The organism is Holophagales bacterium (assembly GCA_016719485.1).
GTDB lineage: Bacteria > Acidobacteriota > Thermoanaerobaculia > UBA5066 > UBA5066 > UBA5066.
The window spans coordinates 223,867-237,049 of sequence record JADJZB010000023.1; the positions used below are offsets into that span (position 1 = coordinate 223,867).

The 13,183-nt window shown below is 68.6% G+C and carries 15 protein-coding genes; all 15 read right to left on the reverse strand.

Annotation, left to right across the window (positions count from 1 at the left end; translation table 11 throughout):
- Position 1: 1 nt before the first annotated feature.
- Positions 2-688: a hypothetical protein gene (locus IPN03_16610; protein ID MBK9375294.1), complete on the reverse strand. Its 687-nt coding sequence runs from the start codon at positions 686-688 to the stop codon at positions 2-4.
- A gap of 33 nt (positions 689-721) precedes the next feature.
- A complete protein-coding gene (locus IPN03_16615) occupies positions 722-1,396 on the reverse strand; it encodes a sigma-70 family RNA polymerase sigma factor (protein ID MBK9375295.1) in 675 nt (224 codons plus the stop codon).
- Positions 1,397-1,501: 105 nt separating this feature from the next.
- Positions 1,502-1,819, reverse strand: coding sequence for an ATP synthase F0 subunit C (locus IPN03_16620; protein ID MBK9375296.1), 318 nt, complete (start codon positions 1,817-1,819; stop codon positions 1,502-1,504).
- Positions 1,820-1,859: 40 nt separating this feature from the next.
- Complete coding sequence (gene atpB, locus IPN03_16625) at positions 1,860-2,657, reverse strand: F0F1 ATP synthase subunit A (GenBank protein ID MBK9375297.1); 798 nt, start codon at positions 2,655-2,657, stop codon at positions 1,860-1,862.
- A gap of 1 nt (position 2,658) precedes the next feature.
- Entirely contained in the window at positions 2,659-3,084 is a 426-nt protein-coding gene (locus tag IPN03_16630) for a hypothetical protein (protein MBK9375298.1), read from the reverse strand.
- The gene (locus tag IPN03_16635; protein ID MBK9375299.1) at positions 3,081-3,356 is read right to left on the reverse strand and encodes an AtpZ/AtpI family protein; all 276 of its coding nucleotides are present in this window, start codon (positions 3,354-3,356) and stop codon (positions 3,081-3,083) included. The genes IPN03_16630 and IPN03_16635 overlap by 4 nt, the downstream gene beginning before the upstream one ends.
- Positions 3,357-3,363: 7 nt before the next feature.
- Complete coding sequence (locus IPN03_16640; GenBank protein ID MBK9375300.1) at positions 3,364-4,842, reverse strand: NADH-quinone oxidoreductase subunit N; 1,479 nt, start codon at positions 4,840-4,842, stop codon at positions 3,364-3,366.
- Positions 4,843-4,845: 3 nt separating this feature from the next.
- The gene (locus IPN03_16645) at positions 4,846-6,471 is read right to left on the reverse strand and encodes an NADH-quinone oxidoreductase subunit M (protein MBK9375301.1); all 1,626 of its coding nucleotides are present in this window, start codon (positions 6,469-6,471) and stop codon (positions 4,846-4,848) included.
- A 16-nt stretch (positions 6,472-6,487) separates the two neighbouring features.
- Positions 6,488-8,743 (reverse strand): NADH-quinone oxidoreductase subunit L, encoded by a 2,256-nt coding sequence (locus IPN03_16650; GenBank protein MBK9375302.1) that lies wholly within the window; start codon positions 8,741-8,743, stop codon positions 6,488-6,490.
- A 4-nt stretch (positions 8,744-8,747) separates the two neighbouring features.
- Complete coding sequence (gene nuoK, locus IPN03_16655; protein MBK9375303.1) at positions 8,748-9,050, reverse strand: NADH-quinone oxidoreductase subunit NuoK; 303 nt, start codon at positions 9,048-9,050, stop codon at positions 8,748-8,750.
- Entirely contained in the window at positions 9,051-9,605 is a 555-nt protein-coding gene (locus IPN03_16660; protein MBK9375304.1) for an NADH-quinone oxidoreductase subunit J, read from the reverse strand.
- Position 9,606: 1 nt separating this feature from the next.
- Complete coding sequence (locus tag IPN03_16665; GenBank protein MBK9375305.1) at positions 9,607-10,104, reverse strand: NADH-quinone oxidoreductase subunit I; 498 nt, start codon at positions 10,102-10,104, stop codon at positions 9,607-9,609.
- Positions 10,101-11,267, reverse strand: coding sequence for an NADH-quinone oxidoreductase subunit NuoH (gene nuoH, locus IPN03_16670; GenBank protein ID MBK9375306.1), 1,167 nt, complete (start codon positions 11,265-11,267; stop codon positions 10,101-10,103). The genes IPN03_16665 and nuoH overlap by 4 nt, the downstream gene beginning before the upstream one ends.
- Positions 11,268-11,274: 7 nt before the next feature.
- The gene (locus IPN03_16675) at positions 11,275-12,438 is read right to left on the reverse strand and encodes an NADH-quinone oxidoreductase subunit D (GenBank protein MBK9375307.1); all 1,164 of its coding nucleotides are present in this window, start codon (positions 12,436-12,438) and stop codon (positions 11,275-11,277) included.
- Positions 12,435-12,953, reverse strand: coding sequence for an NADH-quinone oxidoreductase subunit C (locus IPN03_16680; GenBank protein ID MBK9375308.1), 519 nt, complete (start codon positions 12,951-12,953; stop codon positions 12,435-12,437). The genes IPN03_16675 and IPN03_16680 overlap by 4 nt, the downstream gene beginning before the upstream one ends.
- Positions 12,954-13,183: the final 230 nt, after the last annotated feature.

The following is a 13,183-nucleotide window of genomic DNA, read 5'->3' on the forward strand; positions in this document are numbered from 1 at the left end:
ATCAGCGCGGCGCGGCGGCCACGCGCGCTGCCGCCGCGGTCACGGCGTCGCGGGGCGGCGGCACGGAGGAAGGGCCGACCGCGCGAACCGACAGGACCTCGGCAATCTCCTGCACCGGGTAGAGCCGCACCGTGAGGACGACCCGCCGGCCCGCGCAACCCTTCCTCGCGAGAGCGGCCTCGGTGACCGGCCCGTCGAGGAGGGTGATCACCTCTCCCTCGTCGGTCCGGAGGACGGGCAGGTGCCGCTGGTCCAGGACCGGCGTGTCGGGAAAGAGGCTGGCGAGGGCGCAGCGCAGGCAGAAGACCTCTCCCGCCACCTCCCGGACGACGGGCAGGTCGGCGAGGGCCGGTGGCCGGGGCGGAACGTGCCTCAGGACGAAACCTCCCGCGACGCCGCCGGCGACGAGGCCCAGCGCAGCCAGCCCCGTCGAGACGGCCCAGGACGCCTTCCGCCGCGAAGGCGCCTTACGCCCCACCTGCCTGACGAGCCGGGCCCTCACCTCGTCCGGAAGCCGGTCGATCGGCCGGGCTTCCTGCACGGCGGCCTTCCGCGTCTCCACCTCCCGGCGAAGGGACGCACATCCGGCACAGCTTTCGAGATGCGCGAGAAGGCTCGCCGCGGCTGCGACGTCGAGCTCGTCGTCACAGAGCGCTTCGATGAGGGGTTCGGCGGCTTCGCAGTCCATGGTGGCGGGCCCGGAAGGGCGCTCCTGCGGAAACTAACGTCGGCGCCGGACGCGGTATTCCGTCGTGTCGCGCGACTCGCTGCCGCCGGTCTTCGTGGCGAGCCGGGTCCGTCCTGGCGTCACGCCGGCGCCGAAGTAGCCCCTGCGACGCCCGTACGAGAGGAGAGCCTCCTCGAGGAGCCTGCGGCCTCGATAGAGGCGGGACATCACGGTACCGAGAGGGATCTCGAGGATGTCGGCCACCTCGCGGTACGAGAAGTCCTGGAGGTCGACGAGCTCGACGACGATCCGGAAGTCCTCCGAAAGAGACCCGAGCGCCCGGGCGACATCGCCGTCGAGAGTCCGGTCGAGCAGGTCGTCCTCGGGCGTCGGCGCCGGCGGGGTGACGTCCTCGAGGGCGGACTCGAAGGACGCTCCGCCCCTCTCGAGATCGACCTCGCGGGGGCCCGCCTTGCGTTGCCTGTACCCGTTGATGAACCCGTTCTTGAGGATCCGGAAAAGCCAGGCCTTGAGGTTCGTCCCTTCCCGGAAGCCGTCGTAGTGGGAGTAGGCCCGGAGGTAGGTCTCCTGCAGGAGGTCCTCGGCGTCCTGCCGATTCCGGGTCAGGCGCAGGGCGGTGCCGAAAAGGGCGTCCGCGTACGGCAGGTCCCCCGAGCGAAAATCCCAAGCCTTCGGCGCCGGGCTGAGACGGAAGCGAAAGAGGGCCATCAGTACCTCAACGCTCGAAGGGGCCCTCCGGATTCCCTGGGGAACGGCAAGGCCCCGGCGCACCGCCGGGGCCTTGCTCGGTCCGGGCCTCGAGGGCCCGCCGGGTCACTTCCCGTAGAGGAGGAAGGCGATGACGAGCGTGTAGATGACGAGCGACTCGATGAGGACGAGGCCGAGGAAGGCGATGCCGCGGATCTGTCCGGCGGCGCCGGGATTGCGCGCCATGCCGTCGCAGGCCGCGACGGCCGTGCGGCCCTGGGCCGTGGCTCCGGCGGCCGCGCCGATGGCGAGGACGAGGGCGGCTGAGAGGTGGCCCCAGCCCACGCCGCCGCCGGTGGCCTTGGCGGCCTCCTGCGCGAGGGCGAGGTTCGGGAGCAGGAGGGCGAGGCCGACGACCGCGGCGGCGGGGAGAAGCTTCTTGATCATTTCGTTCGGGCTCCTTTCGGGTTCGGTGAAGTGCGGATCAGTGCTCGTGGGCGATGGCGCCCCCGATGTAGACGGTGGTCAGCAGGGTGAAGACGTAGGCCTGGAGGAAGGATCCGAAGATCCCGAGCGCGTTCATCGGCATCGGAACGAGGAGCGGCACGAGCTGCACGAACTGGTTCGTCGCCGTGTGCTCGCCGTAGATGTTCCCGAAGAGACGCATCGCCAGGGAGAGTCCCCGCGCCAGGTTCCCGATCATCTCGATCGGGAAGACGAGGATCGCGAGCGCCGCGCTCGGTCCCGCGAACGTCTTGAGATAGCCCATCAGCCCGTGCGCCCTCACCCCGGCACCGTTGAAGAAGACGAGGCAGGAGAGCGACAGGGCGAACGTCGTGTTCAGGCTCGACGTCGGCGGCTGCAGGACGAAGATCTGTCCGATGAGATTGGACGCCGCGATGAAGAAGAAGAACGCCCCGACCACGGGCAGGTACTTCTCGCCGCTGTGGGGGATGTTCTCCTTGATGAGGCCCCTGAGGAACTCGACGAAGACCTCGAGGACGTTCTGGGTCCCGGCCGGCACGTCGCTCCGGTACTTCCTCGCGAAGATCGGCAGCGCGATCGCGAAGACGAGGAAGACGAGGAAGGCCATGATCACGTGGTCCGGCACCCATCCGGCCGCCGCACCGGTGGCGTGGTCGACCGGCGCGATCCCGCCGATGTGGACTCCGCCGATCGTGACACCGTGCAGCCACCACGACGGGGCATTCTCCGGCGAGCCGAATATCTTCGTCAGCAGCGCGTTGACCGGGCCAAACAGGATCGAGTAATGGTGCTGCATCTCACCCCCGGGGAGTCGTTCCGTCTTCCTCTTCTCCTGGTTCGGACCGGCCGGCCGCGACTCCCCGGAACCCCTCGACGAGAACCCCGAGGACGACCGCGGAGAACCCTCCGAGCAGCCACGGGACCTCGCCCTGGAAGGCGAGGACCGAACCGAACGCCGCGAGGCCCACGAAGGCATAGCGGAGCAGGGCGCGAACCACGAACTTCCAGTCGTACCGGGTGGCCGCCCGTGGACGGGGAACGAGCAGTTTCCCGGCCACGTCCGACAACCAGAGGCCCGAGACGATAGCCACGGCTGCTCCAGCCGTCAAGGCGGCGGCCTCACGGAACATTCCGAAGGTCCCGAGGAGCAGGGCACCGAGGAGGGCTGCGGCCGTCGCCGCGCGGAAGACCCGCCTTTCCGCGGCGGGAATGGCCAGGCTCACGATCCCGCTCCGCGGGGTCCCCCCGCGGGCCCGGCCGGCGGCTTCCGGCGGCCTTCCAGGGCGTCCGCCTCGCGGAGAAGCTGCCGGAGCGCCCCCAGGAAGCCGAGGAGCCCGAAGACGGCCGTCGCCGCCGGGAAGCTCCCGAGCCACCGGTCGAGGAGCCAGCCCAGGCCCCCGCCCGCCGCGAGGCAGGCGGGGAGGACCCAGCCGAAGCTCAGGACGTCGCCGAGGAGGCGGACGTTCGGATCAGGCGTCCTCCCCGGCTCGGGCATGGTCTCCTTACGGGAGGAGGCAGGCCTTGGCGAGCGCCACGAGAGGCTGCGGCATCACGCCGATGGCGAGCGTCCCGACGAAGCAGAGCCCGACCGCGACGGCGACCGCGGGCTCCTCGCGCCAGTGCAGCTCGCCCTCCCCTTCCACGAAATACATCGCCCGCACGATCCGGAAGTAATAGAAGAGCGAAACGGCCGACATGAGGACGCCGAGCAGGGCGAGGACCGGCCAGCCCGCCTTGATGGCCGCCGAGAAGAGGAAGTACTTCCCGACGAACCCCGCCGTCGGTGGAATGCCGGCGAGGGAGAGGAGGAAGACCACCATCGCCCCGGCGGCGAAGGGGTTTCTCTTCCAGAGGCCGTTGAAGTCGTCGACGCTCTCGCTTGCGTAGCCCTTCGCCTCAAGGAGGACGACGAGGCCGAAGGCCCCGAACGTCATCAGGAGGTAGGCGGAGAGGTAGATCATGACCGCCCAGAGGCCGAACGAATCCGGCTGGCCGGCGGCGCCCCCGGCCTTGTAGGCGAGGAGACCGAGGAGGGCGTAGCCGGCGTGCCCGATGGAGGAGTAGCCGAGGAGACGCTTCACGTTCTTCTGCATCAGGGCGCCGACGTTCCCGACGACCATCGTCAGGGCGGCCGACGCCGCCAGGATCGGCGCCCAGTCGTCGGCGCGGGGGCCGAAGCCGGCGAAGAAGATGCGGGCGAAGATCGCGTAGGCCGCGATCTTCGGGCCGACGGCGAAGAAGGCCGAGACCGGTGTCGGGGCCCCCTCGTACACGTCGGGCGCCCAGACGTGGAACGGCGCCGAGGCGATCTTGAAGAGCATGCCGCTCGCCGTGAGGACGACGCCGACCATCAGCAGGCCCGAGCGGGGCGACGTCTCGAGCGCCGTGGAGACGCCGGCGAGGCTGAGCGTCCCCGTGGCCCCGTAGACCAGGGAGAGGCCGTAGAGGAGGACGCCCGACGAGAAGGCGCCGAGGACGAAGTACTTCGCCGCGGCCTCGATCGACTTCGTCTCGCGCTTGAAGTAGCCCGCCAGGACGTACTGCGAGAGCGCCATCAGCTCGAGGGCGATGTAGATCGACACGAGGTGCGTCCCCGACGCCATGAAGAGCATGCCGACCGTCGTGAGGAGGAGGAGGGCGTAGTACTCGCCGCCCGGGTAGGGTGACGTCCCGACGAAACGGAGCGAGAAGAGGATCGTCACGGCGGCCGCCACGAGCGTCAGGACCTTGAAGAAGATCCCGAAGCCGTCGAGCGTGAACATCCCGCCGAAGGCGGCGCGCGGGAGCGAGCCTGCGACGTGGACCGCGACCGGGATGAGGGCTGCCGTGATCGCGAGCGACGCGAGCGACGCCCACGCGAGCACCCTCTCCTTCTCCCGCTTGACCACCGTCGCCCAGAGGAGGATCCCGAGCGCGAGCTCGGTCAGGACGAGCTCGGGCAGGATGACCAGCAGGTCCGAGAGCGGGAACGGGAGGGCCACGGTTCAGTTCCCCTTGACGACGGCCGCCGGGGCGACAGCCGCGGGAACGACGCCCGCGGGGACCGGCACGGCAACGGAGTCGGCCATCCGCACCTCTCCTCCGCCGCGCGCCTTCTCGACGGCCGCGACGATCTTCGCCGAGGCGGGCGCCGTCATCGCGAAGAAGGGCTTCGGGTAGACGCCGATCCACACGCACGCCACGATGAGAGGAACGAGGGTGAGGATCTCGCGGAGGTTCACGTCCTGCAGAGCCTTGTTCTCCTCGTGTTTCAGCTCGCCGAAGAAGACGCGCTGGTAGAGCCAGAGCATGTAGGCCGCGCCGAGGACGACGCCGAGGCTCGCGAAGAGCGCCCACTTCCAGTCGGCCAGGAACGCGCCCACGAGGATCGTGAACTCGCCCACGAAGCCGTTCAGGAGCGGCAGACCGATCGACGCGAGGAGGACGATCATGAAGAGCGTCGCGTAGATCGGCATGACCTGCGAGATCCCGCCGAAGTCGGCGATCTGCCGCGTGTGGCGGCGCTCGTAGATGATCCCGACGAGGAGGAAGAGCCCGCCCGTCGAGAGGCCGTGGTTGATCGACTGGATCACGCCGCCCTGCATCCCCGCGTTGTTGAACGCGAAGAGTCCGAGCATCACGAAGCCGAGGTGCGCCACGGACGAGTACGCGACCAGCTTCTTCATGTCCTTCTGGACCATCGCGACCATCGAGCCGTAGATGATGCCGACGATCGACAGCACGACCACGGTCATCTGAACCCACGAGGTGGCCGACGCCGACGGGCAGATCGGGAGCGAGAAGCGCAGGAACCCGTACGTCCCCATCTTGAGGAGGACGCCGGCGAGGATGACCGAGCCGGCCGTGGGGGCCTCGACGTGCGCGTCGGGCAGCCACGTGTGGAACGGGAACATCGGGACCTTGATCGCGAAGCCGAGGAAGAAGGCCCAGAAGAGCCAGAGCGAGAGGTCCGCGGGGATCAGGGGCGCGATCTCGTGGAAGTGGAGGATGTCGAACGACGGGGCGTTGCCGAGACCCTTCCAGCCGAGGAAGCCGGTCGTGTTGAAGAAGTAGAGGGCGATGATCGCCAGGAGCATGATCACCGACCCGAAGAGGGTGTACAGGAAGAACTTGATCGCCGCGTAGAGCTTGCGCGGTCCGCCCCACACCCCGATGAGGAAGTACATCGGGACGAGCATGACCTCCCAGAAGACGTAGAAGAGGAAGAAGTCGAGGGCGCAGAAGACCCCGATCATTCCCGTCTCGAGGAGGAGGAGGAAGACGTAGTACTCCTTCTCCCGCGTCTTCACCGCGGTGTACGAGCTGTAGATCGAGATGACCGACAGGAGCGTCGTCAGGAGGATCAGCAGCGCCGCGATCCCGTCGACGCCGAGGGAGTACCTCACGCCGAGGGAGGGGATCCAGTCGAGGTCCTCGCGGAAGAGGAAGCCGGCCGACTCCCGGAAGCCCCGCGCGAACCAGAGCGGCAGCGAGGCGACGAACGTCAGGCCCGCGACGCCGGTTGCCAGGGCCTTGATCGCGCCCGTCTTCTCCCGCGGGAGGAAGAGGATCGCCAGCGCTCCGGCCGTCGGGAGGAGGATCAGAAGGGAGAGGAGTCCGAGTCCGTTCATTCGGCGTCCTTACACGTCACGCGAAGATGATGTAGATGCAGACGAGGGCGAAGACGCCCGCGGCCATTCCGAACGCGTAGTTCTGCGTCTGCCCCGTCTGGAGCTTTCCGTAGCCCTTGTACGCGGCCTGGAAGGAGTCGCCGACGCCGTTCACGGCGCCGTCGACGAAGGTCTTGTCGAACCAGCTCGACACGTGGGACAGGCCGACCGTCAGGTGGCGCGTCCCGTTCACGAGGCCGTCGACGACGCGGGCGTCGATCTCCCAGAGGAGCCGGCCCCCCTTCTTCACGAGGCCGTTCACGAAGACCGCCTCGTAGAACTCGTCGACGAAGTACTTGTTCCTCACCCAGCGGTAGGCCACAGGGAAGGCCGCGACGACCTTCGCCGGGAGCGCGTACGGGGCCGAGCCGGGGTAGAAGAACTTCGTCGCGAGGAGGATGCCGACGCCCGCGATCGCCACCGAGCCGAGCATGAGCGCCCACTCGAGCGCGTGCGAGACCTCGTGGGGGTGCGGCGTCCAGTCGGGCGGAAGGGCCGGGAACGAGGGATGCAGGAACGCCTCGAACCGGTTCCCGCCCGGGAGGACGAAGTTCGGGATCCCCACCCAGCCGACGACGATCGCTCCGATCGCCAGGATCCAGAGCGGGACGGTCATCGTTGCGGGCGACTCGTGGACGTGGTCCCAGGTCTCCTTCGGCCCGCGGTACTCGCCGAAGAACGTCATCTTCACGAGGCGGAACATGTAGAAGGCCGTCAGGCCCGCGGTGAGCGCCGCCAGGACCCACAGGACCGGGTGCCCCTGGAGGAAGGTCTCCCCGAGGATGAGGTCCTTCGAGAAGAAGCCCGCGAGGCCCGGGACGCCCGCGATCGCGAGCGTCGAGATGAGCATCGTCCGGTACGTGTGCGGGATCTTCTTCCTCAGACCGCCCATCGCGGTCATCTCCTGCTCGCCCGAGAGCGCGTGGATGACGGAGCCGGAGCCGAGGAAGAGGCAGGCCTTGAACCAGGCGTGCGTGAAGACGTGGAACATCCCCGCGCCGAACGCCAGGACGCCGCAGCCGAGGAACATGTAGCCGAGCTGCGAGACGGTGGAGTAGGCGAGGACCTTCTTGATGTCGGTCTGCGCGAGGCCGATCGTCGCCGCGACGAAGGCCGTCACGCCGCCCACGACCGCCACGACGAACGAGGCGTCGTGCGTCAGGAGGCCCCAGACGGAGGGGTCCTCGCCGAGAGTCTTCAGCGCCCACTCGTGGGAGATCCGGAAGAAGACGTTGCAGCGGGCGACCATGTAGACGCCCGCGGTGACCATCGTCGCGGCGTGGATGAGGGCCGAGACGGGGGTCGGGCCGGCCATGGCGTCGGGAAGCCAGACGAAGAGGGGGATCTGCGCGCTCTTGCCGGTCGCCCCGACGAAGAGGGCGAGGCAGGCGAAGGTCATCAGGCCGCCCGCCGCGTAGACGCCCGGGTTCGCAGCCGCCGCACCGAACATCTTCCCGAAGTCGACGGTCCCGAACATCGCGACGCAGGCGAAGAGACCCATCAGGAACCCGGCGTCGCCGATCCGGTTCATGACGAACGCCTTCTTGCCGGCGTCGGCGGCGAAGTCCTTCGTGTTGTAGTAGCCGATCAGGAGGTACGAGCAGAGGCCGACGCCTTCCCACCCGACGAAGAGGATCGCCAGGTTCGCCCCGAGGACGAGCGTCAGCATCGCGAACATGAAGAGGTTCAGGTAGGCGAAGAACTTCCCGAACCCCTCGTCGTGCCCCATGTACCCGACCGAGTAGACGTGGATGAGCGTCCCGATGAACGTCACGAACCCGAGCATCAGGGCCGAGAGCGGGTCGAGCCGGAACGCGACGTCGACGGAGAACTCGGGGCTGCCGAACCACCCGCCGTTCACCCCCATCGGGATCCAGGTCCAGAGCGTCGCGACGATCTCGTGGTGGCCGCCCGTCTCCTTCCACCAGGAGAGGATCGCCAGGAGCGCGAAGACGAACGAGAGCCCCGATGCGATCGGGCCCACCCAGGTGTGGACGGTCTTGAACGGGATGTCGTGGTGGTCCCCGTGGCCGCCGTGGCCGGCGCCGTGGTCGTCGTGCCCGCCGTGGGAGGCCGCGTGGCCCGCACCGTGCGCGTCGCCGTGGCCGTGCGATCCGAGCGGGGCGTCCTTGCCGCCGAGCTTCGAGTGCGCCACGAGGTAGAGAAGGCCGTTGACGAGGAATCCGAGGAGCGGGAAGACGGGGATCCAGGGGAGGAAGTCTGAGGCGGTCATCGGCTCAGCCCTTCATCTCGGCCGCGTCGTCGAGGTTGACGGACGACTTCAGGCGGTAGAGCGAGATGATGATGGCGAGGCCGATCGCGGCTTCCCCGGCCGCCACGGCGATGACGAAGATCGAGAACACCTGCCCGGTCAGGTCGCCGAGCTGCCTCGAGAACGCGACGAGGTTGATGTTCACGGCGTTGAGCATCAGCTCGATCGACATGAGGACCGTGAGGAGGTTCCGGCGGACGAGGACGCCGACGACGCCGATGGTGAAGAGGACGAACGAGAGGCCGACGAAGTGGGCCAGGGTGATCATCTAGTCGAACCTCTCCATCGTCCTCTTGCCGAGGACGACGGCGCCGATCATCGCCACGAGGAGGAAGACCGAGGCGATCTCGAACGGCAGGAAGTAGTCGCGGTAGAGCATCCAGCCGACGGCCTGCGTGTTCCCGAGAACGGTCACGCCGTCCACGACCGTCGTCGCGAGGGCCTTCGGATCGGCCGCAGGCACCTTCGCGGCGAGCGCGCGCGCCTCGTTCACGACGACCCCGCCGACGACGAGGAGGAAGAGGAACCCGAAGCCGAGTGCGGGGATGGCCTGCAGGTGGAGGTACCTCTCCGTCCGCTGGCGGCGGACGTTCACGAACATGATCGTGTAGAGGAAGAGGATCATGATGCCGCCCGCGTAGACGAGGACCTGGACGGCGGCGACGAGCTCGGCGGAGGCGAGGACGTAGAGGCACGCGACGCCGAGGAAGGAGAGGAGGAGGAACAGGGCCGAATGGATCGGCTGCCGCATCACGACGACGCCGACCGCGCCGACGACGGTCACCGCCGCGAAGGCCCAGAAGAAGAAGAGGGCGGGTTCCACGTCACTTCTCCTTGGCCGGATTCACCGGCGCCTTGTCGGGGTCGACGCCCGGGTACGGCTTCACGTTCTCGTCCCACTTCGTCAGCTTCTTCAGGTCGAGGTAGAGCCCCTCGTTCCTCTCGTAGACGCCCAGCTCGTAGGTCTTCGTGGCGAGCCAGATCGAGCGCGGGTTCGTCGGGCAGGCCTCCTCGCAGAGGCCGCAGAACATGCACCGCTTCATGTCGAGGTCGAAGCGGTCGAGCTTCTTCTCGGCCTTCCCCTCGGGGGTCTTCTCGGTGTGCCAGTCGATGTAGATGATGTTGATCGGGCACTCGATCGCGCAGAGCGTGCACTTGATGCAGCGTTCCTCGTCGAGCCGGAACATCCCGCGGAACCGCTCGCTCGGTTCCTTGCACTGCTCGGGGTACTCCACCGTGTCGGCCTTGCGGGCCGCGTGTTTCGCCGTGAGCCTCAGGCCGCCGAAGATGTCGAGGAGGAGGATGCGGTCGAGGAAGCTCACGCGCGCACCTCCACGTTCGGGGAGGCCATCGTCGTCGAGCTCCGCGGCCGGGCCGGCCTGATCCAGACGGCGAGGAAACCCGCCGCGACGAGGAGGACGAGGACCGCTCCGAGGACCTTCAGGCCGGCCGCGCCCCAGAGGACGGCGATCGCGACGAGGGCGAGGTTGCCGAGGGAGATCGGGATCAGGGTCTTCCACCCGAGGGCCATCAGCTGGTCGAACCGGTAGCGCGGGAAGGTCGCCCGGAACCAGATGTAGGTCAGGAGGAAGAGGAAGACCTTCCCGGCGAACCAGAAGAAGGCCGGGATCACGTCGAGGAACGAGAGCCACGCGACGTTCGGGAAGGGGCGGAGCCAGCCGCCGAAGAAGAGCGTCGTGGCGACGGCCGAGACGGAGATCATGTTCCCGTACTCGGACATGAAGAAGACGGCCCAGCGGAAGCCCGAGTACTCCGTGTGGAAGCCGCCGACGAGCTCGCTCTCGGCCTCGGGGAGGTCGAACGGGGTCCGGTTCGTCTCGGCGACGCCGGAGACGAAGTAGAGGAAGAAGGCGATGAGGCCCGGGAAGACGAACCAGACGCCCGCCTTGCGCTGCGCCTCGATGATCTCGACCATCGAGAGAGAGCCCGACATCAGGATCGCGGAGACGACCGCGAGCCCCATCGGCACCTCGTAGCTGATCAGCTGCGCGGCCGAGCGGAGGCCTCCGAGGAGCGGGTACTTCGAGTTCGAGGCCCAGCCCGACAGGATGATCCCGTAGACCCCGATCGTGGAGACCGCGAGGATCAGGAGGAGGCCGACGTTGAGGTCGGCCGCCGCGTGGAGGGGCGTCGTCACGCCGAAGAGCGTGAGCTCCGGCCCCCACGGGACGAGGCCGAGGACGACGACGGCCGGGACGAAGAGGAGGAGCGGCCCGAGGAGGTGCAGGGCCTTCTCGGCCCGCGACGGAACGATGTCTTCCTTGAAGACGAGCTTGACCGTGTCGGCGATCCACTGGAAGAAGCCCTGCGGACCGACCCGGTTCGGCCCCTTGCGGATCTGGAGCCGCCCGAGGAGCCGGCGTTCGATCCACGTCAGGATGCCGGCCGCGAGGCCGAGGGCGACGACGGTGATCGCCCCCTTCAGGAAGGGGATCAGGACGTTGTGGAGGAGGGTGTGCGACATCGCGTTCCTAACGGTCGACTTCGCCGAGGACGATGTCGATCGTCCCGATGACGGCCACGAGGTCCCCGACGAGGTGCCCCTGCGCCATCTCGGGGAGGGCCTGGAGGTTGATGAAGCTCGGGGGCCGGACGTGGAGACGGTACGGCTTGTTCCCGCCGCTGGCGACGAGATGGAAGCCGAGCTCCCCCTTCGGCGCCTCGACGCAGGCGTAGGCTTCGCCTGCCGGCGGCTTGATGACGCGCGGGACCTTCCCGCGGATCTCGGTCCCCGGGTTCTTCTCGAGCCAGTCGAGACACTGCAGGACGATCCGCCGGCTCTGCCGGATCTCGGCGACCCGGACGAGGTAGCGGTCGTAGGTGTCGGCGTTCTTCCCGACGGGGATGTCGAACTCGAGCTCGGGGTAGACCTCGTAGGGGAGCGCCCTGCGGATGTCCCAGGCTTTCCCCGCGGCCCTGAGGACCGGTCCCGTCACGCCCCACTCGATGCAGCGCTTCTCGTCGAGGACGGCGATCCCGACCGTCCGCTCCTTCCAGATCCGGTTCTCGGTCAGGAGGTCCTCGTACTCGTCGATGCACTTCTCGAACGGCTCGGTGAAGGCGCGGACCTTCTCGAGCCAGCCCGGCGTCAGGTCGACGGGGAGGCCGCCGATCCGCATGCAGTTCAGCGTGAGGCGGGCGCCGCAGTACTCCTCGAAGAGGTCGAGGATGACCTCCCGGTCGCGGAACGTGTAGAAGAACGGCGTGATGGCGCCGAGGTCGATCGCCGCCGTCGCGAGCCAGAGGACGTGCGACGAGATCCGCTGCATCTCGTCGAGGAGGACCCGGATGTACTGGGCCCGCTTCGGCACCTCGACGCCGAGGAGCTTCTCGACGACGAGGCAGTAGGCGTGGTTGTTCGTTGCGGCCGCGACGTAGTCCATCCGGTCGGTGTGCGGGATGACCATCGGGAACGTCTCGGTCTCGAAGAGCTTTTCGGTGCCGCGGTGGAGGTATCCGACGTCGGGACGGGCCGAGACGATCCGCTCGCCGTCGACCTTCAGGACGAGGCGCAGGACGCCGTGCGTCGACGGGTGCTGCGGCCCGAAGTTGAGCTCCATCTCGTGGAGCCCGAGGAGCGGCGGACCCGCCAGCGGTGGGAACTGCGCGACGGTGCCGGGCGTCGACTCGCTCATGAGAGCACCTTCCGGTTCGTGTCCTTCGGCCCGGGACCGCCCCCTTCGGGATACCGGTCGGGGTAGATGGCCGCGCCGGTGTCGATCCCCTCGATGGGGAAGTCCTTCCGGAGCGGGTGCCCCTGGAAGCCGTCCCAGGTCAGGATCCGGCGCAGGTCGGGGTGCCCGTCGAACCGGACGCCGTACATGTCGAAGGCCTCGCGCTCCATCCAGTTCGCCGTCTCCCAGACGCCCGTCACGGTGGGGCACGCCCCGTCCTCCGCGACGCCCACCTTCAGGCGGAGCCGTTCCTGCCCGCGGGAGAAGGAGTGGAGGAGGAGGAGGACGTCGAAGCGGGGCTGGCGGTCCTTCCAGTCGACCGCGGTCTCGTCGACGAGGTAGGTGAAGCCTTCCTCGTCCTTCAGGTACCGGCAGGCTGCAACGAGGTGCTCCGGAGCGATTTTCGCGGTCGTCTCACCGACGAACTCGTACGCCTCGAGGACCGCTCCGGGAACGGCCGCGGCGAGCGCGGCGATGAGGGGCTTGCCGGAGGCATCGGTCGGTTTCGGCGCGGCGGGCTTGGGGGGCGCGGCGGGGGCGGCGGCCTTCGGGGCCGCGGGAGCCGCCGCGGGGAGGGCGCCTTCGGCCGCGGGCTTCGGCGCTGCGGCGGCGGGCGGCTCGGAGGCCGGAGCCGCCGCGGGTACGGGCACCGGCTCGGCGGCCTTCGGGGCAACGGCGGCGGACGCAGGGGCGTCGGGGGCTGTCG

Excerpts from the sequence above, each read along its gene's own strand:
- IPN03_16610 (MBK9375294.1), bottom strand. The coding sequence starts at position 688 with ATGGACTGCGAAGCCGCCGAACCCCTCATCGAAGCGCTCTGTGACGAC.
- IPN03_16615 (MBK9375295.1), bottom strand. The coding sequence starts at position 1,396 with ATGGCCCTCTTTCGCTTCCGTCTCAGCCCGGCGCCGAAGGCTTGGGAT.
- atpB (MBK9375297.1), bottom strand. The coding sequence starts at position 2,657 with ATGCAGCACCATTACTCGATCCTGTTTGGCCCGGTCAACGCGCTGCTG.
- IPN03_16635 (MBK9375299.1), bottom strand. The coding sequence starts at position 3,356 with ATGCCCGAGCCGGGGAGGACGCCTGATCCGAACGTCCGCCTCCTCGGC.
- IPN03_16645 (MBK9375301.1), bottom strand. The coding sequence starts at position 6,471 with ATGAACGGACTCGGACTCCTCTCCCTTCTGATCCTCCTCCCGACGGCC.
- IPN03_16650 (MBK9375302.1), bottom strand. The coding sequence starts at position 8,743 with ATGACCGCCTCAGACTTCCTCCCCTGGATCCCCGTCTTCCCGCTCCTC.
- nuoK (MBK9375303.1), bottom strand. The coding sequence starts at position 9,050 with ATGATCACCCTGGCCCACTTCGTCGGCCTCTCGTTCGTCCTCTTCACC.
- nuoH (MBK9375306.1), bottom strand. The coding sequence starts at position 11,267 with ATGTCGCACACCCTCCTCCACAACGTCCTGATCCCCTTCCTGAAGGGG.
- IPN03_16675 (MBK9375307.1), bottom strand. The coding sequence starts at position 12,438 with ATGAGCGAGTCGACGCCCGGCACCGTCGCGCAGTTCCCACCGCTGGCG.